This window comes from Enhygromyxa salina (genome assembly GCF_002994615.1).
In the GTDB taxonomy this organism is placed as follows: Bacteria; Myxococcota_A; Polyangia; order Nannocystales; family Nannocystaceae; genus Plesiocystis; species Plesiocystis salina_A.
The window spans coordinates 1-18,982 of record NZ_PVNK01000058.1; the positions used below are offsets into that span (position 1 = coordinate 1).

The window sequence follows — 18,982 nt, forward strand, 5'->3', positions numbered from 1 at the left end:
GAGCCGGGATCGCACAGCGTGACGATTGGGGACTACTCGTGCGCTTGCGAGGACGGGTACGAGTGGTGCGCGGGGGGGCTCGAGTCGTTTGAGTGTTGTGCTGGGGCGGGGAGCGAGACGCAGGACGGGGGGATACCGGTGGTGGGGCCCGACGAAGCTTGTGACGAAGAGCAGGTCGAGGAGCTGCGCTGTGTGATCGACCCCGAGGGGGATCCTGGGAGTCCCGAGCCGGGTGAGGCGGGGGTCTGGGCCTGCAACGGAGCCCGCTGGGTCGAGGTCCCGGGGTACGCGACCTTTGCGTGTCTGGCCGATGGGTTCGAGTTCGCCTACGGCTGCCTGCCGGGGCCGGATTTTTTGTGCAGCTTTGGGCCGGGGAGCCCCTGCGAGGTCGAGGACTTCGGCGGGATCTGCGTTGACGAGGACATCATCGACACCTGCGTGTGGGGCCGGCGGACGATCGACCGCTGCTCTCGGCTGTGCGGGGAGCTCGGGGCGTTTGGGCCCGGCTTCACGGGGGGCGGCTGCGAGCAACCGACCGAGGCGGAGCCCGCGAGCTGTGTCTGCACCTTCTAAAATTTAGCCGCGCCAGCGGACCATGTGCTGGCGGGGGGCGCGGTGGAGCACGCGGGCGAGCTTGAGGGCCTCGGCGTGGGCCCAGGTGTAGGGCTCGGCGTTGACCGGCGCCTGGCCCTGGTCGGGCTCGAGCTCGGCGCGTTCGTCGATCCACGACAGGCGGCCGGACCAGCGCTCGGTGCCCGGCAAGTAGATCGTGACGGCGTAGCGGGGGGACTCGCCCGGCGCGCGATCGAACACGAAGCGCGCGCCGGTGCGGGGGTGAAGATCGCGGCTCGAGGGCTCCATTAGACTCCTAGAAATGCAGGGTCAGGCCGCCGCCCTGGCGCGGGGCTCCGCCGCCGCTGCCAATGGTCCCGAGCTCGGGCTCGAAGCCGCCTGGACGAGTGGTGAGCACGACGGCGGCGGTGACGCCACCGATCACGGCCAGGCCGCCGACGATCGTGAGCCAAAACCAGGCCTTCTTGTGGACCGGCTTGTCGCCCTTGTCGTCGACGGGCTCCGTCGAAGGGTTGTTGGGCTCCGTCGAAGGGTTCTTGTGCTCCGAGATCCGGCGGTCGACCTCGGCGATGCGGCGCTGGGCGTCGGCCCGGGCGTCGGCCTGGCCGGCCTCGTCGAGCTCCGTCGCGCCGACGTTGAGCACGTAGTTCTCGTAGAGACGGCGCGCTTTTTTGAGATGCTCGACGTCGTTCGAGATGTCGTACCAGCGGGTGTAGGACTGACCGAGGTTGAACAGCAGCGCGGGCTCTTGCGAGAGCTCGTAGGCGCGCTCGAAGTGGCTGACCGCGACCTCGTACTTGCCGAGGGCGTAGGCGTCGCTGCCAGCGCGATACTCGGCCTTGGCCTCGACGACCATGGGATCGCTGTCGCCCTCTTCGGCCGGGGCATCCGCGGCCCGGACCTGATAGGTGGGGACTGAGAAGGGGCTCGCGGCAGCCTTCGGCGCGAGCAGGGCCATCGTCAGGGCGAGCGGGACCGCTAGCAGCGAGCGGGTCAACGGCTGCATGTGTAGTACCCGCCCATCATCGAGCAGTTGTTGCAGGTCCCGATCACGACGACGCCGTTGAAACACAGCTTGATGTGGCCGTCGCCCGTACAGCCGAGCGTGACCTGATCACAGCCCTCGGCCACCGGCGGCTCGCACAGGCACTGCGCGGGCGTCCCGAGGCCAGCGCAGGCCTCGACCGGGGTCCCGACGTTGTCGGGGCACAGACCGTCGCAGGCGAAGGCGAAGTTGTCGGTTGCGGTCAGCTCGTCGTTTTGACAGCGCAGGGCCGTGCCCGCGTCACCGTTGAGCTCGGGGACGCACTGGAAGGCAAACAACCCGTCGCACGGATCACCGATCATCGGGAGGTCGATGGGGTCGCCGTCGCCGTCGCCCGTGTCGCCATCTCCGTCGCCCGTGTCACCGTCGCCGTCGCCCGTGTCGCCATCGCCGTCGCCCGTGTCGCCGTCGCCGTCGCCCGTGTCGCCGTCGCCGTCGCCGTCGCCCGTGTCGCCGTCGCCGTCGCCCGTGTCACCGTCGCCGTCGCCCGTGTCACCGTCGCCGTCGCCCGTGTCGCCGTCGCCCGTGTCACCGTCGCCGTCGCCCGCGAGCTCGGCACAGTCGCCGGCCGTCGCGCCCAGGCTCAGCACTTGCCCGTGAGCCGGGACGGTCTGGGACTCGTAGACCGCGACGGCTTCGGCTTCGGCGATCGTCCCCGACTCGGGCCGCGAGAACCACCCAACCCGAACGCGCGCCGTGACCACGGCCGCGTCGCTGCGATAGCCGACCGTGGCGTAGCCGTCGTCAAAGACCGCGGCGGCGATGTCGTCGAAGCCAACCTCGAAGCTCTCGACGACGGCCCCGTCGGCGTCGAAGCCGGTGATCTCGACAACGACCGCCCGCGGCTCGATGCCCTCGAACTCGCACGGAAACAAGCGCAGCTCGACCTGATCGCCCGCGGCGCCGCAGCTGAGCGCCGAGCCCAGCGCGCAGGCCAGCGCCAGCCCGAGCAAGGTCGCCTTCAGTCCGCGCATCGTCCCTCGTTCACCCCACCGCACCTGGTCATCGTCGATCCCGCAAGCCCCGAAGCTCGGACAAACCAGGGCCGAACTGCGCGCGGATCAGGTGCGGGTGAGCCCACCCGAGCTCGATGACCTTGTGCTTCGGGCCGCTGAACAACTCGACGATCCACTGGCACCAGCCCGGGTGCGGCGCGACCCCGCCAACGCGCGGAGGCTCGAAGCGCACCCACATCCACGGGAGCTTGTGCCGCAAGCTCCAGCTGCGCGCGAAGCTCCGCATGTCGCGGGCGACCGCGCGCTGGTTGACGTCGCTGAGGTAGGCCGTCGCGTAGGTGTTGTAGGCGACGACGGGGACCTCGGGGTGACTCGGCACGGCCTTGGTCAAGAACTCACCGAGCTCGCCGGGCAGCTCGAGGGGGAGGATCTTCGCGGGCTCGAGGCCGCGCTCGGCCGCGCCGCGGTGGATGGCCATGCCCTCGCGCAGACGATCGAGGCGCCGCCGCTGGTCGCCCCAGACGCAGGCCTCGAGGTGGCTGGCGAACTCGGCCCGCTCGAGCAGGGCGGGGTTCTCGTCGCCGCCGACGCGGGTCAGGACCTCGGGCCCGCGCAGCTCGGCCTCGCTGAAGCCTTCGAGCTCGGGCATCTCGCCAGCGCACACCGTCAAAAATTGATCGTCGTGGCCCCGGCCGACGCGGAGGCGCTTGCTCGCGGTCCAGGCCAGGTCGTAGCGACGCTGCTCGGCGTAGAGGTTGAGCCCGATCGAGGATCCGAGCTCGACGAGGTGCACGCCCTCGGCGGCGACGAGCACCGCGGGCAGCAGCCAGGCCAGCCCCCGGGAGGTCTCGTTGGTGAACACCCGCCAGCCGCGGGTGCGCTCGAACAGCTCGTCGCCGACGGACTTGACCGCCGAGAGCAAGCGGCGGGGAAACTCGTCGTCGCTCGGCTTGCGCGCGCGCTCGCCCTGGCCATCGGCCACGGTCGCAAAGTAGGGGCGCAGCTCCTCGACGCGAGGATCGCCTTGGAGGACGTACCAGTGAAGGACGGCGTTGAGCCGTAGCGCCGGCTGGAGATCATCGATCCAGCCGGTGTCGATGCCCTCGATCTCCTCCTCGATCAGGAGCCCGACGAGGCGCTCGCAGACCTCGCGCACGGCGGCGGGATCACCGAGCTCACGACCCCGACCTTCGGGATCGTCGAGCCACTCGACCGCCTGCTCGAGCAACGCGGCGGTCAGCGGCGAGTAGCTGCGGACGAAGCCCGCCTGCACTGCCAAGCTCGACCGGTGGCGTTCCCACGCCGGATCCTTGAGCATCCCTCCGTCTACCATCATTGCCAGCATCGCCCAAGGGAGCCCAGGCCCTGCGTCAAGACCCGAAAATTCGCGAGGGGGAGCCCGGCGGATCCCAGTGAAAGTCACTCAGGCTGACTTCAGAACAGTCCAGAACACGACAGGGGCGGATTCGCGGGGCGACCGCGCTCCGAGCTCCGCTCTGGCCGAACCCCGCGCGCTTGCGAGGGATGGCGAGTTCTGAAACGATCGCGCGACCGTGAAGGGCCGGTTGCGACCTGTCGACTATCTCGTGTGGGCGCAAACAGTGCCCACCGATGCGCGCTGGGATCTGACCGCGAGCGGGGTCCCCGACTCCTGCGGCCCGGCCTCTCTGAGCCCCGAGTGGGAGCTCGACAGCGGGCTGACCCTCGCGGAGCTGAGCCGGCGTGACAATCGTCAAGCGCTGACCGAGGCGTTCGTGGGCGCGGTCGCCGAGCGCTACGGCCTCGCGCCGGAGTGCGTGGTCCCGACCCTCGGCGCCAGCCAGGCGATCACCCAGGTCTTGTTCACGCTCGCTCGACCCGGCGACCACGTGATCGTCGAGCGCCCGACCTACGAGCCGCTCCACCGCGTGCCCGAGATGCTCGGGCTGAGCGTGTCGAGGCTCGAGCGCATGGTCGACGAGCGCTGGGAGCCCCTCCCCGACCGGCTCGCGCGCCTCCTGACGCCCAAGACCCGGGCCGTGATCCTGTCGAGCCTCCACAACCCCTCGGGCGTCGCGGTCGAGACCTCCACGCTCGAGGCGATCGGCGAGATGGCCGCGCGCGTCGGCGCCGTCGTGCTCGTCGACGAGGTCTACCTCGACTTCGCCTTCGACCCGAGCGGCGAGACCCATCCCTGGCGGCCGGCCTGCGTGGCGATCCCAAACGGGATCAGCTGGTCGTCCTCGACCAAGGCCTTCGGCTTCTCGGCCCTGCGCGCCGGGTGGGTGGTCACGCGAGACCTCGAGGCCGCCCAGGCCCTTCGCAGCGCCAGCCACTACTTCCACGTCGACCCGCCGCTGGCCTCGCTCGCAGTCGCAACCCAAGTCGTCCGCGGCGCAGACGAGCTCGCGAGCCGGGCGACATCGACGATCGAGCAGGCCCGGGCGGTCATGGATCGCTGGCTCGCGGATGAGCCGCGGGTCGGATGGGTGCCGCCTTCAGCCGGGCAGACCGGCCTGGTTCGGCTCCCGGAGCTGACCGCCGACCTCGACTTCGCCCGCCATCTGCGGGAGCGCTACGGGACTCAAGTCGTGCCCGGAACAATGTTCGAGGCGCCAGGCTCCGTGCGGGTGAGCTTCAACCTCCCCCTCGATCAGCTCGAGCAGGCGCTGGCCACCTTCTCCGCGGCGCTCGATGACCTCGAGCTTGGCCGAGCGGTGAGTTGAACAGCGACTGGCTAGCGATCTGCGCGACGGTCGAGGCGATCCCTCGCGGTCGCGTCGCCAGCTACGGTCAGGTCGCAGAGCTCGCCGGGTTGCCAGGCCGGGCGCGGCTCGTCGGCCGTGTGCTGTCGCATCTGCCCCCCGGAAGCGAGGTCCCGTGGCAACGCGTCGTCAACGCGCGCGGCGAGATCAGCCTCCCGGACGATGCCGGAGCCCGCCAGCGCCGCTTGCTCGAGCGCGAGGGCGTGAGCTTCAGCGCGAGCGGCAAGATCGACATGCGCCGCTTCGGCGTCCTCGCCTAACGCGCGTGTGTTGCATGCAGCGAGGGTCTCCCGCCCAGCGGCGGGGTCGCGCGGCCGCGGCGAGGTCAGACGCGAGAAAACCCGCAAGAGCCAAAAACCCGGCGCAAAACCTCATGAGTAGCGTTCAGTGGCCATTGTGCTCCAGAAGCGCCGGCGATCTTTGCAAATCTCTCGACCTGGGACCCCATCCCGCAGTATCCACGACTAACGTCCTAGCTCTGCGACGTGAGGAGAATTTTCGCTGTGACTAACAAAACCCCCTACATTTTTTCGCTCCTTGCCTGCCTCGGCCTCGCGCTCGCTCCTGTTGGATGCGCCAAGGACCCGGGCGACGACGACGGCGCCTTCGGCGACACCGACACCACGGGTGACGGAGACGGCGACGAGTCCGGCACCGGCGACCAGGGCGACACCGAAACTGGAGACGGCGACGGCGACACCGGAGACGGCGATGGTGACACCGGCGACGGCGACGGCGACACCGGCGGCGACGCTCCCAACGGAGCGACCTGCACCTCCGACGGCGAGTGCCTGTCGGGGAACTGCTACATCGTGCCCCTCCTCGGCGGCCAGTGTGGCGAGTGCAACGAGGACGCCGACTGCTCCGAGGGTGGCTGCACGGCCCCCAACCCGTTCGAGAACAACGGCTCGACCTGCAACATGGGCGAGGCCGGCGGTGGCTGTGAGACCGACGACGTCTGCATGGAGGGGCTGAGCTGCGGCAACGTCCTGAGCCTGGTCGGGGGTCTGATCACGATGGACACCTGCGGCCAGTGTGCCTCTGACAACGACTGCACGGACCAGATCTGCGCTCCGGTCGTCAGCGTCGAGGACTTCAGCGGCGAGAACACCTGCATCGAGGCCAACAGCCTGCCCCAGGACAGCTACTGCAAGCTCGAGGGCAACGGCGACGAAGCCTGTGGGAGCGGGATCTGCTCCACGATCGACATCGAGGGCCTGGCCGAGGTCGGCGCCTGCGGTGAGTGCAACACCGACGACGACTGCGACGAGGGCACCTGCCAGGCCGGCGAGTTCGTCATCGAGACCGGGAGCCTGGTCGGCTCGACCTGCGTGATCTGAGCTGAGCTCGCGCTCAACCTCACAAAGAGGCCGGCAACTCGCCGGCCTCTTTGCTTTTGTCGCGCGATGCTCACTCGCTCGTCAGGGTGTCGGGCAGGCGACGCATGCGGGCGGCGAGGGCCACGGCGTCGACGGAGATCGGCGCGCTCGGATCTGCCTGCTCGTCGAGATCCTCGATGGTTCGGGCGACGCGGCGCAGGCGATGGACCGCGCGCATGCTGAGATTTCGCCGCCGGGCGAGCCCCAGCAGCAGCAAGTGGGCGTCTTTGGTCAGCGGACACAGGTGCTCGATCGCCTTGCCGGTCGCGGGGATCTGGGCGTTGTTGGCCCAGGGGCTGTCGGCCAGGCGCACACGCTGGCGAGCGCGCGCGACGAGGATCCGCTCGCGGACGGTCGCGCTCGACTCGCCGAACTCGGCGGCCGCGAGCTCCTCGCGCGTGAGCGGGGTGACCGGGACGACCAGATCGATGCGATCGATGAAGGGCCCGGACACGCGGCCCTGGTAGCGCTGGACCGCGGCCGGGCTGTCGGTACACACGCGCTCGGGGTGGCCCAGGAAACCGCAGGGGCACGGGTTCATGGTCGCCATGAGCTGAAAGCGCGCCGGGTAGCTCAGCGCGTAGCGAGCCCGGACGATCGACACGGCGCCGTCCTCGAGCGGCTCGCGCAGGCCCTCGACACACGCGCGCGGGAACTCGGGCAGCTCGTCGAGGAACAGCACGCCGCGATGCGCGAGGCTGACCTCGCCGGGCCGCGGCGGGTTGCCACCGCCGAGCAGGCCCGCGACGCTGACGGTGTGATGCGGCATCCGAACCGGCGGCCGGGAGATCAGCCCGTCGGGGATCTGCCGCCGCGCGACGCCGTGGATCTTGGTCACCTCGAGGGCGTCCTCGTGCTCGAGCGGCGGCAGCAGGCCGGGGATCCGCCGGGCGAGCATGGTCTTGCCGACGCCGGGCGGACCGTGGAGCAGGAGGTTGTGACCGCCCGCGATCATGATCTCGAGCGCGCGCCGCGGCAGCGCGAGGCCGCGGACATCGGACAGGTCGGGGCCAGGCCCGGGCAGCCCCGCCGCGACCGAGGGCGCCGCGGCATGATCGCAAGAGCGCAGCTCCTGCTCACCGCGCAGCGCCGTGACCAGGCCGGGTAGATCCCGGACCGGGACGACCTCGAGGCCCGGGATCATCGCGGCCTCGCGGGCGCTGGCCTCGGCCACGATGATCCGGCGAAAGCCGTGCTGCCGCGCCGTATCGGCCACGACCAGGGTGCCCGTGGCCGGACGCAGGACCCCGTCGAGGGCCAGCTCGCCCCACAGCATCGTGCCCGCGAGGCTGTCGGCCGGGACGACGCCGTGAGCTGCCAGCAGCGCGCACGCGATCGCGAGGTCGCAGCCCGGGCTGTCCTTGCGCTGCTCGGCCGGAGCGAGGTTGACGATCTGCTTGCGCGGCGGGATCGGCTGGCCGCAGTTGTCGAGCGCCGCCCGCACTCGCTCGCGCGCCTCGTGGAGCGCCCCGCTGAGCTGGCCGACGATCGTCAGGCACGGCAGCCCGACCCCGACATCGGCCTCGACAGTGATCACATAACCCTCGACGCCGAGGATCCCCGCGGTGTAGCTGTGGCTGAGCATCGCAAGCCAGGAGTTGCGATGCCCATGCCGATCGAACAATCGCGTGATCCCGCGAGCTTGCGAGTCCCGAGGAGCTGCGAGCGGCCCACCAGCGAGCCACCCGGCCCGCCGCCGAGCCACCCTCGCGTCCCCAAACCGGGCCACTCAACCACAGGTCAAAATCCCCCATTTACATAAGAATATCAACCACATGGAAGATTTCATCCACAGCTTCCGATCACCTGTGGATAACGCGGACTGGGAGCCCCGCGACCGGCCGCGGGGGGTCTAAAACAGCCCCCTTTAGGGGGCCACACAGACCCGGGCGAAGCTCATACCAGCCCACCGAGCGAGGAACGAGCGACCGGCCGCTTGCGGCCGTGCGTGGCAAAGTCGCAGACGGCCGCGGGGGTCTAATACAGCCCCGCGACCGGCCGCGGGGGGTCTAAAACAGCCCCGCGACCGCGGGAGTCTAAAACAGCCCCCTTTAGGGGGCCACACAGACCCGGGCGAAGCTCATCCCAGCCCACCGAGCGAGGAACGAGCGACCGGCCGCTTGCGGCCGTGCGTGGCAAAGTGCAGGCCGGCCGCGGGGGTCTAAAACAGCTCATCCCAGCCCACCGAGCGAGGAACGAGCGACCGGCCGCTTGCGGCCGTGCGTGGCAAAGTCGCAGACGGCCGCGGGGGTCTAAAACAGCCGCAGATGGCCGCGGGGGTCTAAAACAGCCCCCTTTAGGGGGCCACACAGACCCGGGCGAAGCTCATACCAGCCCACCGAGCGAGGAACGAGCGACCGGCCGCTTGCGGCCGTGCGTGGCAAAGTGCAGGCCGGCCGCGGGGGTCTAAACTAATTCCAGGTCGGGAGGAAGGAGTAGCGGTCGGCGTACTCCAGCATCTGGGCCCGGAAGTCGGTCGGATACTCGATGACCACGTCCGTGATCTGATCCCCCTCCATCACCGGGACCAACTTCGGCTGAACGAAGCCGCTGTAGGGCGCGACATCGAGGGCGTCGTAGCGACGCTTGACCTCCTCGTGGAGCGCGCGGTCGACCTTGACCCCGTAGGTCTCGATCAGCGCCTTGCCGGCCTCGTAGTCACCTTGTGACTTGATCCGCTGGATCTCGCGCAGGAGCTCACCGAACAGCACGCGCAGCTTGGCGTAGTCGTTGATCACGAAGTAGGTCTTGCCGTCCTTCGACTTGCGCTCGATGACCTTGTCGGCCTGGCCCTTCTCGTAGGCCCAGGCGGCGATCATCTGGCGGTTGCGCATGTGCGACTCCTCGACCTGCTCGCCGAGCTCGAGGCGCGAGAGCTGGACCATCAGCCCGCCGCGAATGTACGAGTCGTACTCGGCCATGCCGACCTCGACCGAGGGCATCAGCCCGAGCTCGACGAGGCGCGGATCCATGGCGTAGTAGAGCGCGACGAGGTCGGCGCGGCCCTCCTCGAGCGCGCTGGCGTAGCTCTTGAGCGTCTCTTTGGGCGTGCCGACGCCGGGCTCGATCTGGCCCGAGGCGTGGCCGATGACCTCGTGCATGTCGACGTGGAGCTTGTGGGCGAGGGCGCCGTGCTCCTTGGCCCGGGCGAGCTCGGCCTCGTCGAAGGTGAACTCCTCGAGGACCCCGCTGCCCTTGCCCATGTCGTAGGCCTCGACGATGTTGCCGAGGTTGACCGACTTGCTGCCGTGGTTCGCGCGGATCCAGTTGGCGTTGGGCAGGTTGATGCCGATCGGCGTGCTCGGGGCCGCGTCGCCGCCCTCGACGACGACGGTGATGACCTTGGCCGAGATCCCGACGACGTCCTTCTTCTTGTGGGCGTCGAGCAGCGGCGAGTTGTCCTCGAACCACTGGGCCTGCTCGGAGATCGTCGCGATCCGCTTGGTCGCCTCCTGGTCCTTGAACGAGACGACCGACTCCCAGGACCCGCGGTAGCCGAGCGCGTCGTCGTAGACCTCGATGAAGCCGTTGACGGTGTCGACCTGCGACTCGGTGTCGGTGACCCAGGCGATGTTGTAGGCGTCGAATTTGGCCAGGTCGCCGGACTGGTAGTAGGCGATCAGCTTCTCGAGCACCGCGCGCTGCTTGTCGTTCTCGGCGACCCCGCGGGCCTTGACCAGCCAGCCGACGATCTCCTTGATCGCGGGGCCGTACATGCCCTCGGCGTACCAGGTCTTCTCGACCAGCTCGCCGCCTTCTTTGACCAGCTTGGAGTTGAGCCCCCAGGAGACCGGGGTCGGGTCCTTGGGGTCGCCGAGCTTCTTGTAGAAGGCCTCGACGTCCTTGGCGGTCACGCCCTCGCCGTAAAAATTGTTGGCCGAGTCGGCGACCGGGTCGGCGCCCTCGTCACGGTTGGTCCGCTTGGCCGCGACCGCGGGGTCGAAGATCATCGGCCCGAGCTTGGCCAGGAATTGATCGACGCTCTCGCCCTCGGCCAGGGGCAGCGTGGCCGGATCGAGGCCGCGGACCGTGGCCTCGAACCACTCGCGCGAGAAGCCCGGCTCGAGCTTGCGGCCCGAGTAGTGGTGGTGGATCCCGTTCGAGAACCACACCCGCTTGGCGTAGACCTCGAGCGCTTCGAGCTCGGCGCCCTCGCCCTGGCCGCTGGTCAAGATCGCCTCGAGGGTCCGCCGGATCGCGAGGTTGCCGGCGAATTTTTGGTCGTAGACGATGTCGCGGCCCGACAGCGCGGCCTCGTAGAGGTAGTAGAGCAGCTGCTTGCGCTGGAGGTCGAGCTCGTCGAAGCCCGGGACCTGGTAGCGCAGCACCTGGATGTCGGCGAAGCGGTCGGCGGTCCACTCGAAGTCGTCGGCCTCGGCGGTGGTCGCCTCGGCGCTGTCGGCAGGCGTCGCGTCGGGCTGCCTCGAGGCCGGCTCGGGCTTGCAGGCCAGGAGCGCGAGGGCCAGGGGAAGGTAGCAGCGACGAAGAGCGGACGGACGCATGCGGGATCGGTGCCATCGACGGCGGCCCGCGTCTACCCTCTGCCCCGCGGATTTTGCCGGGTTGGCTCACTTGCAGGGCTGGAATCCGCGCCTGTTCAGTGAGTACGTTGGCGTCCGAAGCCGCCATGCACAGCACTCGAGCCACCCATCATCGGATCCTCACCCTCGCAGGCCTGGTCGGGGTCCTGAGCCTCAGCGCCTGCTCGCTGCGCGGCAGCGGCACCGCCATGACCGAGACCCGCGCGCTCGACGAGTTCGACGCGATCGAGCTCGGCGGGGCCTTCAGTCTCATCGTCCACGTCGACCCCGGCGCCGCCCAGAAGGTCGAGGTCAGCGGCGACGACAACATCGTGCCCGAGATCGTGACGAGGGTGAGCGGCGGCGAGCTCGACGTCAGCCTCGACCACTGGATGGTCCGCCCCAAGGAGCCGATGAAGATCGAGGTCTGGGTGAGCTCGCTGACCGAGCTCGAGGCCAGCGGCGCCGCGAACATCGAGGTCGAGGGCGTCCACGGCGAGCGCTTCGAGCTCGAGCTGTCCGGGGCCAGCGACTCGACGATCTCCGGCTCGGTCGATCGCTTCGAGATCGACAGCTCCGGCACCAGCCACCTCAAAGCCCACGACCTCGAGGCCAAGACCATCGAGCTCGATCTCTCGGGGGCCGGCGACGTCGAGGTCTGGGCCTCGGAGCGCCTCGACGCCGAGATCTCTGGGGCGGGCAAGGTCCGCTACTGGGGCGACCCCGGCGAGGTCAACAAGCAGGTCTCCGGCGCCGGCAGCATCGAGCCTGGCTCGCGCTGAATCAAGCGCTCTCACAGCTCCCGGGGCGTCACAGCTCCCGGGGCATCGGGCGTGGCGAAGAAGGCGGAGGAACTAATCGACCAGGCCGGCTTCGCGCTCGTGCCAGCGGACGAGGGCGGCGATGCGTGAGGCGACGATTCGATCGAGGATCCGAAACTTCACGCCGAAGCCGCGCGCGCCCTGGTTGCGACCGACCCAGGCCACGGTCGCCTCGATCCGGAGGCTGCCCGCGCCGTCGCTCTGAACCATGCTGTCGTTGAGCTCGAGCTCGAGCTCGCTCCCGGTCGAGGGCGGCGCGCCGCTGCGGATGAAGGCGCCGCCCTTGCTGATGTCACTCAGCCGCGTGGCGTGAGAGCCGAGGCCCCAGTACCAGGTGGCCTGAATGTCGGCGCGGACGCGACGCGAGGAGCGGGCCGTGGCCTCGCGGCCGCTCGTCAGGACCTGGTGGACGTAGCGGACCCGGGCGGCGTGGACCTTGGCGATCCGGATGACGACCAACGGCGCCCGATCCCCGCGCGGCGTCGTCCCCTCGACGGCCCCGCGCAGGACGATCTCGTCGGCCATCGCGCCGAAGCTGACCTCGACGCGGATCGCGTCGCCGGCCGCGACGGACTCGCGCGAGGGCACCGACAACACGCCGCCGTCGGCTGCGGACTCGGCCACGCGCAGCATCGTCGCCAGGCGCTCGTCGGCCTGCATCCGCAGCACGCGGCCCTCGACTCGCGCGAACGAAGCGCCCGACCGGCCCGTCATCGATGCATCCACACTACGCCCCACGTGCCACCAAGGTTAGCCAAGTTCAGGGTCTCCGGCACGCCGCGCGAACCGCCCGCAGGCCGAGCCCTGCTCGCGCAGGGCTGCGCGGCTCTTGTCGGGCTCAGGGGCTCGCCGGGCGCTCGGCCCCAGCCCAAGGTGCGCCGCGGGCTCCAACATGCGCGACAATCGAGCCATGGACGCCGCCACCCGCAAGCGCCTGCGCGATCGCCTCGTCTCGCTGCGTGACGAGCTCACCGCCGAGGGCGGCCTCGACATCCCGCCTGCGCGGACCGACGCGGTCAGCCAGCCGGACGACGACGAGGCGCCGCTGACGGAGATGACCCAGACGATCGCGTCGAACCGCAACCGTGAGCGAGGCGAGCGCCTCGCACAGATCCGCGACGCGCTCGCGCTGATCGACGAGGACCCCGAGGAGTTCGGCCTGTGCGAGGACTGCGAGGAGCCGATCAAGGCGCGCCGGATCGAGCTGATGCCCTGGGTCGTGCTGTGCGTGGCCTGTCAGGAGAAGCGCGAGCGCGACGACAGGCCGGGCCGACGCAAGAACCTGAGGGACTACCGCTGACGCTGCGCCGAAGATGCGCCGAAGACAGCCTCCCTCGACCGGGGGGCCGAGCGCAGCGAGGTTGTCGGGCCCCAGGCCCGAGCCTGAGAGACGATGACGAGAAGCCGGGTAGACTGGCCGGGATGCCCGAGCCAATCGTCTCGCCGATCGACGGCCAGGTCGCCTACGAGTTCGAGTACCTCGACGACGCCGCGGCCATGGCCGCGCTCGATCGAGCCCGCGAGGCCCAGCGCGAGTGGAGGCGCAGCCCCATCGAGGATCGCGCTGCGCTGTGCCTGCGGATGCTCGACGCCTACGAGGCCAAGCTCGATCAACACACCCGCGAGATCACCACGATGATGGGCAAGCCCCTCGCCGAGGCCCAGGGCGAGGTCCGGACCATGCGGGGTCGGGTCGAGGCCCTCGCCGCGCTCGCGCCCGCGGCCCTCGCCGACGAGCTCCTGCCCGAGCTCGACGGCTTTCACCGGGCGATCCGCCACGAGCCGGTCGGCGTGGTCCTGAACATCGCGGCGTGGAACTACCCGCTGGTCGTGCCGATCAACGTGGTCGCGGCGGCGGTCCTCGCGGGCGACGCGGTCCTGCTCAAGCACGCGCCCCAGACGGCCCTGTGCGGGCGCCAGCTGGCCGCGAGCTTCGCCGAGGCCGGGGCGCCCGCGGGCCTGGTCACCGACTTCATGGTCCGCCACGAGACCGTGGCGCGGGCCCTCGACAGCCGCAAGATCAACCAGGTCGCGTTCACGGGCTCGGTCCGCGGCGGCCACGAGGTCTACCGGGCCGCGGCCGCGCGCAACTTCATCGGCGTCGGGCTCGAGCTCGGCGGCAAGGACCCGGCCCTGGTCCTGCCCGACTGCGAGCTCGAGTTCACCGTGGCCAACCTCGTCGAGGGCGCGTTCTACAACGCCGGCCAGAGCTGCTGCGCGGTCGAGCGGATCTACGTCCACGAGCAGATCTGGGCCGCCTTCGTCGAGGCCTACGTGGCCCAGACCCACACCCTGAAGCTCGGCGATCCCCTCGCCCCGGGCACGACCCTCGGCCCGGTCGTCAACGCCCGCGCGGCCGCCCGGGTCGCGGCCCAGGTCGAGGCCGCGATCGAGGCCGGCGCGCGCCAGCTGATCGACGACTCCAAGTTCGAGGTCCCCGATCGCTCGCCCTGCTACCTCGCGCCCAAGGTCCTCGTCGACGTCGATCACTCGATGGCCTTGATGCGCGACGAGACCTTCGGCCCGGCGATCGGCCTGATCAAGGTCCGCGACCACGAGCACGCCCTCGCGCTGATGAACGACTCGGCCTACGGGCTGACGGCCTCGATCTGGTCGCGCGACGACGCGATCGTCGACCAGCTCGCGGCCGAGCTCGAGGCCGGGACGGTGTTTCAAAACCGCTGCGACTACCTCGATCCCCAGCTGCCCTGGGTCGGGGTCAAGGACTCCGGCCACGGGGTCTCGCTCTCGCACCTGGGCCTGCGCGCGCTGACCCGGCCCAAGTCCTTGCACTTTCGTCGCTGACCGAGATCATCGAAGCCGCCATGCACTTTCAAGACGTCGACCAGCTCATCTCCTACCTCGACGACGAGTCGATCCGCTTCCACAAGGTCGGCGTGTTCGACATCGACGGGGTGTTCCGCGGCAAGTACATGAACCGCGAGAAGTTCGAGTCGGCGCTGCGCAAGGGCTTTGGCTTTTGCGACGTGGTCCTGGGCTGGGACAGCCAGGACCAGCTGTTCGACAACACCACGGTCTCGGGCTGGCACACGGGCTACCGCGACGCGCCCGTGTCCCTCGACCTGAGCTCGGTCCGCAAGGTCCCGCTCGAGGACGACACGATCCTGGTCATCGGTCAGTTCGGCGACATCTACGAGGCCGTGTGCCCGCGGCGGCTGCTCGGGCGCTGCGTGGCCAAGGCGACCAAGCTCGGCTTCTTCGTCCGCGCCGCGCTCGAGTACGAGTTCTTCATGTTCAAGGAGACGCCCGAGAGCGCGCGGGCCAAGGGCTACCGCGATCTCGAGCCCCTGACCCCCGGCATGTTCGGCTACTCGATGCTGCGCTCGGGGGTCCACGCGGAGCTCTATCACGACCTGATGGAGACGATGACCGAGCTCGAGTGCCCGATCGAGGGCCTCCACACCGAGACCGGGCCGGGCGTGCTCGAGGCCGCGCTGTGTCACGACGAGATCCGCGCGGCTGCCGACGCGGGCGCGCTGTTCAAGACCTTCACCAAGATCCTGGCCCAGCGCCTGGGCCTGATGGCGACCTTCATGTCGAAGTGGAGCGACGACTACCCGGGCCAGAGCGGCCACATTCACGTGTCGCTCGAGGACGGCGAGACCGGCAAGAACCTGTTCTTCGACGGCGAGGACAGCGAGGGGATGTCCCAGATCATGCGCTGGTTCATCGGCGGGCAGGTCACCTTGATGCCCGAGGTCCTGGCCATGATCTGCTCGACGGTCAACGCCTACCGCCGCCTGGTCCCGGGCATGTGGGCGCCGACCCACGCCAACTGGGGGGTCGAGAACCGGACCACCGCGCTGCGTGCGATCCCCGGCGGGGCCACGGGCACGCGCAGCGAGTACCGGATCGGCCCGGCCGACGCGAACCCCTACCTGGCCCTGAGCGCGGCCCTCGCGACCGGGCTATGGGGGATCGAGAACCGCATCGAAGCGCCCCCTGCGGTCGTGGGCAACGCCTACGACCATCCCGGCGAGGACGCCGAGCCGCTGCCGAGCACCCTCGGCGAGGCCACCCGCAAGTTCGCGGCGTCCGAGGTCACGCGCGAGCTGTTTGGAGACGCCTTCGTCGAGCACTTCGCCGCGACCCGCACCTGGGAGGACCGCCAGGCTCGCAAGCACGTGACCGACTGGGACCTGGCCAGGTACTTCGAGATCATCTAGTCAGTAAAGATGACCCCCACAGGCGTCAGCAACTCTGCCACGCACGGCCGCTTCGCGGTCGGTCGGTCGCTTCGCTCCCTCCCTCGGTGGGCTGGTATGTGCCGCGCAAAGGGATGCGTGGCGCCCTAAAGGGGCTCGAGACCCGTGGTCGAACCCTTGTTTTTGCGTCCATGGGACGCGCAACGCGCGAAAAATCGAGCACCACAGTCAGGCCGCCCGCATGAGCACCAACGACCCCGTCGGCAATTTCAACTACCCCACGCCCTACCGGATCGGGCGCGGCCGGATCCGCGAGCTGCCCGACGCCTGCCGGGCGCTCGGGATCAAGCGGCCCTTGCTGGTCACGGATCCGGGCATCGTCGCGCTGCCGTGGTTCGCGGAGATCCAGCGCAACCTGACGCGGCCGGCGGATCTCGCGGCCAAGATCTTTTCCAAGGTCCAGCCCAACCCGACCGGTGACGACGTCCGCGCGGGCGTCATGGCCTACAAGATGCACCTCGCCGACGGCGTGGTCATGGTCGGCGGCGGCTCGGCCCTCGACGTCGGCAAGTGCATCGCGCTGATGGTCGGCAACGAGGGCACGGTGTTCGACTACGAGGACGTCGGCGACAACTGGACGCGGATCGACGCGAGCAAGATCCCGGCGAAGATCGCGATCCCGACGACCGCCGGGACCGGCTCCGAGGTCGGCCGCGCCTCGGTCATCGTCGACAGCGAGCACCGCAAGAAGATCATCTTTCACCCGCGCATGCTGCCCGAGCTGGTCATCGCGGATCCGGCCCTGACGATCGGGCTGCCGGCCAAGCTGACCGCCGCGACCGGGATGGACGCCCTCGCCCACTGCTTCGAGGCCTTCTGCGCCCCGGGCTACCACCCGATGGCCGACGGGATCGCGCTCGAGGGCATGCGCCTGATCAAAGACAACCTGCTGACGGTGTTCGAGGACGGCAAGGACGTCGTCGCGCGGACCCACATGATGATGGCGGCGACGATGGGCGCGACCGCGTTTCAAAAGGGGCTCGGGCTGGTCCACGCGCTCAGCCACCCGCTCGGCGGGGCCACGAACGTGCACCACGGGACGGCCAACGCGATCTTCTTGCCCTACGTGATGATGTTCAACCGCGAGGCGATCGAGACCAAGATGGACACCCTCGCGCGGGTGCTCGAGATCCCGGTCGCGAGCACGGGCTTCGACGCGGTCCTCGGCTGGATGATCGAGCTGCGGCGGCGCCTGGAGCTGCCGCACACGCTCGAGGGCGTCGACGGGTTCTCGGAGTCGATGGCCGAGTACCTCGCGCCGCTGGCGGTGGCCGATCCGAGCATGGGCGGCAACCCGATCCCCGCAGATGAACGAGACTGCGAGCGGGTGTTCATCAAGGCGCTCGAGGGCGATCTCTCGCCCTGAGCTCGAGCTTGTTGCCTCCACACCTCGGTTGACAACGAAGCCAAGGGTTCGGTACGGCCGAGCCATGGCGATCACCCGTTTGCACCGACTGCTCCCCGCTCTCGTAACGCTGGCCCTCGCTGGGGGCTGTGACAAGGACGACAAGAGCGACACCAGCGACAAGAGCGACACCAGCGACAAGAGCGACAAGAGCGACAAGAGCGACGAGGGTCAGGAGGCGGCCAAGCAGGACGAGGACAAGGGCCACGTCAAGCTCCAACTCGGTGAGCGCGCCTGGAGCACACAGCGGGCCAGCGCCCAGCTCAAGGACAACGGACACCTGCGCATTACCGCCAGTCAAAGCCAGAAGATCAACGGAAAGACTCAGCGCGAGGCCCTGACCCTCCTGGTCCGAGACTACAAGGGCCCCGGGAGCTACACGACCGACAAGGTCAACTCGAACTTCACTGGCGTCGCCGTCGACATGGAGGCGGTCGAGAAGGCCGCGGCCGAACAAGACGACGAAGCGTCCAAGAAGGTGGTCAACGACCTGCTCGGGAAGTCCACGGTCGTCTTGCTGCAGGACGCGAAGGTCGAGATCACCAAGGCCGACGGGGACTTCGTCGACGGCACCCTCGAGTGGTCCGGGATCGGTGGTGTGAACGGGCCGAGGTCAATCTCGGGCAGCTTCCACGCCCAGCTCCGGAAGGACTGACACGCTCGCGCTCGCGCTCGGGACCCCCTCGGCAGCCCGAGCGGCAGCCCGAGCGGGTATCTCTTCCCGACGGCGAGCGCCCAGCCCTTGGCCTCCCACCGCTCGCCGACGCTGTCGTCCCTCCCACGGGTGTCGGTCCAGACCCCGCCCTGGCGTCCGCGACGTCGAGGATCAGCTGCGGACCCCCGCGCATCTGCTGGTACTCGGCGCGCGGCCGGCCGGCGCCGCCCTCGCAGCGCCCCAGCCCGAAGGTCGTCCGCAGGGTCCTGTGCCGCGCGAGCGGGCGAGATCTCGGCGCATTCTCGGCGACGGTCGACGCTGGCGCGCTCCGAGGGGCGATCGACTCGGTCGATCCGCTCGCGCAGGTCCGCGATGCGCTCGCGCGTAGCCGCACTCGGCGGGCGCGCGGCGAGATCATCGCCCGCGTGCGGCCGTGATCTCACTTTTTCGTCGAACCCGGCGATTCCCTTGCAACGGCCCCGTTCGGTGGCCGATACCGGATGGCAATGCACGATCCTCGACCTGATCCGCCGGATCTCGAGCCTCCGGCATGGATGAACCTGGCCGACCAGGCGCCGGTCGACGAGTTCGCCGAGGTCTTCGATGACCCGGGTGGCCCCGGTGGCTCGGATCCGGGCCACCCTCCCTCCCCTGGCTC

At 69.5% G+C, this 18,982-nt stretch carries 18 protein-coding genes; 11 read left to right on the top strand and 7 right to left on the bottom strand.

Translation table 11 applies throughout. The annotated features are described in order from the left end of the window. Positions 1–141: 141 nt before the first annotated feature. The gene (locus tag ENSA5_RS05305; protein WP_146155351.1) at positions 142–573 is read left to right on the top strand and encodes a hypothetical protein; all 432 of its coding nucleotides are present in this window, start codon (positions 142–144) and stop codon (positions 571–573) included. 3 nt (positions 574–576) lie between these two features. Here the strand turns inward: ENSA5_RS05305 and ENSA5_RS05310 are convergent, their stop codons facing one another. Genes ENSA5_RS05310 through ENSA5_RS05325 form a run of 4 tightly spaced genes read right to left on the bottom strand, consistent with a single transcriptional unit; the run spans position 577 to position 3,910 of the window. Then, the gene (locus tag ENSA5_RS05310) at positions 577–861 is read right to left on the bottom strand and encodes a hypothetical protein (protein WP_106390458.1); all 285 of its coding nucleotides are present in this window, start codon (positions 859–861) and stop codon (positions 577–579) included. Between the two features lie 7 nt (positions 862–868). Continuing rightward, complete coding sequence (locus tag ENSA5_RS05315; RefSeq protein WP_106390459.1) at positions 869–1,579, bottom strand: tetratricopeptide repeat protein; 711 nt, start codon at positions 1,577–1,579, stop codon at positions 869–871. Beyond that, complete coding sequence (locus ENSA5_RS37045) at positions 1,567–2,592, bottom strand: hypothetical protein (protein WP_181197394.1); 1,026 nt, start codon at positions 2,590–2,592, stop codon at positions 1,567–1,569. The genes ENSA5_RS05315 and ENSA5_RS37045 overlap by 13 nt, the downstream gene beginning before the upstream one ends. Positions 2,593–2,620: 28 nt before the next feature. After that, the gene (locus ENSA5_RS05325; RefSeq protein ID WP_181197395.1) at positions 2,621–3,910 is read right to left on the bottom strand and encodes a DUF2332 family protein; all 1,290 of its coding nucleotides are present in this window, start codon (positions 3,908–3,910) and stop codon (positions 2,621–2,623) included. A gap of 265 nt (positions 3,911–4,175) precedes the next feature. On the opposite strand from ENSA5_RS05325, the gene ENSA5_RS05330 reads away from it, so the two are divergent. From ENSA5_RS05330 to ENSA5_RS05340, 3 genes are all read left to right on the top strand, one after another. Continuing rightward, positions 4,176–5,279 (top strand): aminotransferase class I/II-fold pyridoxal phosphate-dependent enzyme, encoded by a 1,104-nt coding sequence (locus ENSA5_RS05330; RefSeq protein WP_181197396.1) that lies wholly within the window; start codon positions 4,176–4,178, stop codon positions 5,277–5,279. Further along, on the top strand, positions 5,276–5,578 hold the full coding sequence (locus ENSA5_RS05335) for an MGMT family protein (RefSeq protein WP_106390462.1): 303 nt from the start codon (positions 5,276–5,278) through the stop codon (positions 5,576–5,578). The genes ENSA5_RS05330 and ENSA5_RS05335 overlap by 4 nt, the downstream gene beginning before the upstream one ends. A gap of 243 nt (positions 5,579–5,821) precedes the next feature. Continuing rightward, positions 5,822–6,658 carry a hypothetical protein gene (locus tag ENSA5_RS05340; RefSeq protein ID WP_106390463.1) on the top strand — a complete coding sequence of 279 codons (837 nt, stop codon included), beginning with the start codon at positions 5,822–5,824 and terminating at the stop codon, positions 6,656–6,658. A 70-nt stretch (positions 6,659–6,728) separates the two neighbouring features. Here ENSA5_RS05340 and ENSA5_RS05345 read toward each other — a convergent pair whose 3' ends face one another. Further along, positions 6,729–8,282 carry a YifB family Mg chelatase-like AAA ATPase gene (locus ENSA5_RS05345; protein WP_106390464.1) on the bottom strand — a complete coding sequence of 518 codons (1,554 nt, stop codon included), beginning with the start codon at positions 8,280–8,282 and terminating at the stop codon, positions 6,729–6,731. An 826-nt stretch (positions 8,283–9,108) separates the two neighbouring features. After that, positions 9,109–11,199 (bottom strand): dipeptidyl-peptidase 3 family protein, encoded by a 2,091-nt coding sequence (locus ENSA5_RS05350; protein ID WP_106390465.1) that lies wholly within the window; start codon positions 11,197–11,199, stop codon positions 9,109–9,111. 125 nt (positions 11,200–11,324) lie between these two features. Between ENSA5_RS05350 and ENSA5_RS05355 the strand changes: the two genes are divergently transcribed. Then, positions 11,325–11,999 carry a head GIN domain-containing protein gene (locus ENSA5_RS05355; RefSeq protein WP_106390467.1) on the top strand — a complete coding sequence of 225 codons (675 nt, stop codon included), beginning with the start codon at positions 11,325–11,327 and terminating at the stop codon, positions 11,997–11,999. Positions 12,000–12,071: 72 nt separating this feature from the next. Here ENSA5_RS05355 and ENSA5_RS05360 read toward each other — a convergent pair whose 3' ends face one another. Beyond that, positions 12,072–12,752, bottom strand: coding sequence for a PilZ domain-containing protein (locus tag ENSA5_RS05360; RefSeq protein WP_106390469.1), 681 nt, complete (start codon positions 12,750–12,752; stop codon positions 12,072–12,074). A 196-nt stretch (positions 12,753–12,948) separates the two neighbouring features. Between ENSA5_RS05360 and ENSA5_RS05365 the strand changes: the two genes are divergently transcribed. The 6 genes from ENSA5_RS05365 to ENSA5_RS39685 all read left to right on the top strand — a co-directional run bounded on the left by ENSA5_RS05365 (position 12,949) and on the right by ENSA5_RS39685 (position 18,761). Next, positions 12,949–13,338 (top strand): TraR/DksA family transcriptional regulator, encoded by a 390-nt coding sequence (locus ENSA5_RS05365; protein WP_181197397.1) that lies wholly within the window; start codon positions 12,949–12,951, stop codon positions 13,336–13,338. 122 nt (positions 13,339–13,460) lie between these two features. After that, complete coding sequence (locus ENSA5_RS05370) at positions 13,461–14,843, top strand: aldehyde dehydrogenase family protein (protein WP_106390473.1); 1,383 nt, start codon at positions 13,461–13,463, stop codon at positions 14,841–14,843. Between the two features lie 20 nt (positions 14,844–14,863). Then, positions 14,864–16,225, top strand: a complete 1,362-nt coding sequence (locus ENSA5_RS05375) for a glutamine synthetase family protein (RefSeq protein ID WP_106390475.1) — start codon at positions 14,864–14,866, stop codon at positions 16,223–16,225. 220 nt (positions 16,226–16,445) lie between these two features. Beyond that, positions 16,446–17,630 (top strand): iron-containing alcohol dehydrogenase, encoded by a 1,185-nt coding sequence (locus ENSA5_RS05380; RefSeq protein ID WP_106390476.1) that lies wholly within the window; start codon positions 16,446–16,448, stop codon positions 17,628–17,630. A gap of 64 nt (positions 17,631–17,694) precedes the next feature. After that, positions 17,695–18,324 carry a hypothetical protein gene (locus tag ENSA5_RS37050; RefSeq protein ID WP_181197398.1) on the top strand — a complete coding sequence of 210 codons (630 nt, stop codon included), beginning with the start codon at positions 17,695–17,697 and terminating at the stop codon, positions 18,322–18,324. Beyond that, the gene (locus tag ENSA5_RS39685) at positions 18,249–18,761 is read left to right on the top strand and encodes a zinc-binding dehydrogenase (protein WP_181197399.1); all 513 of its coding nucleotides are present in this window, start codon (positions 18,249–18,251) and stop codon (positions 18,759–18,761) included. The genes ENSA5_RS37050 and ENSA5_RS39685 overlap by 76 nt, the downstream gene beginning before the upstream one ends. The last annotated feature ends 221 nt before the right edge of the window (positions 18,762–18,982 follow it).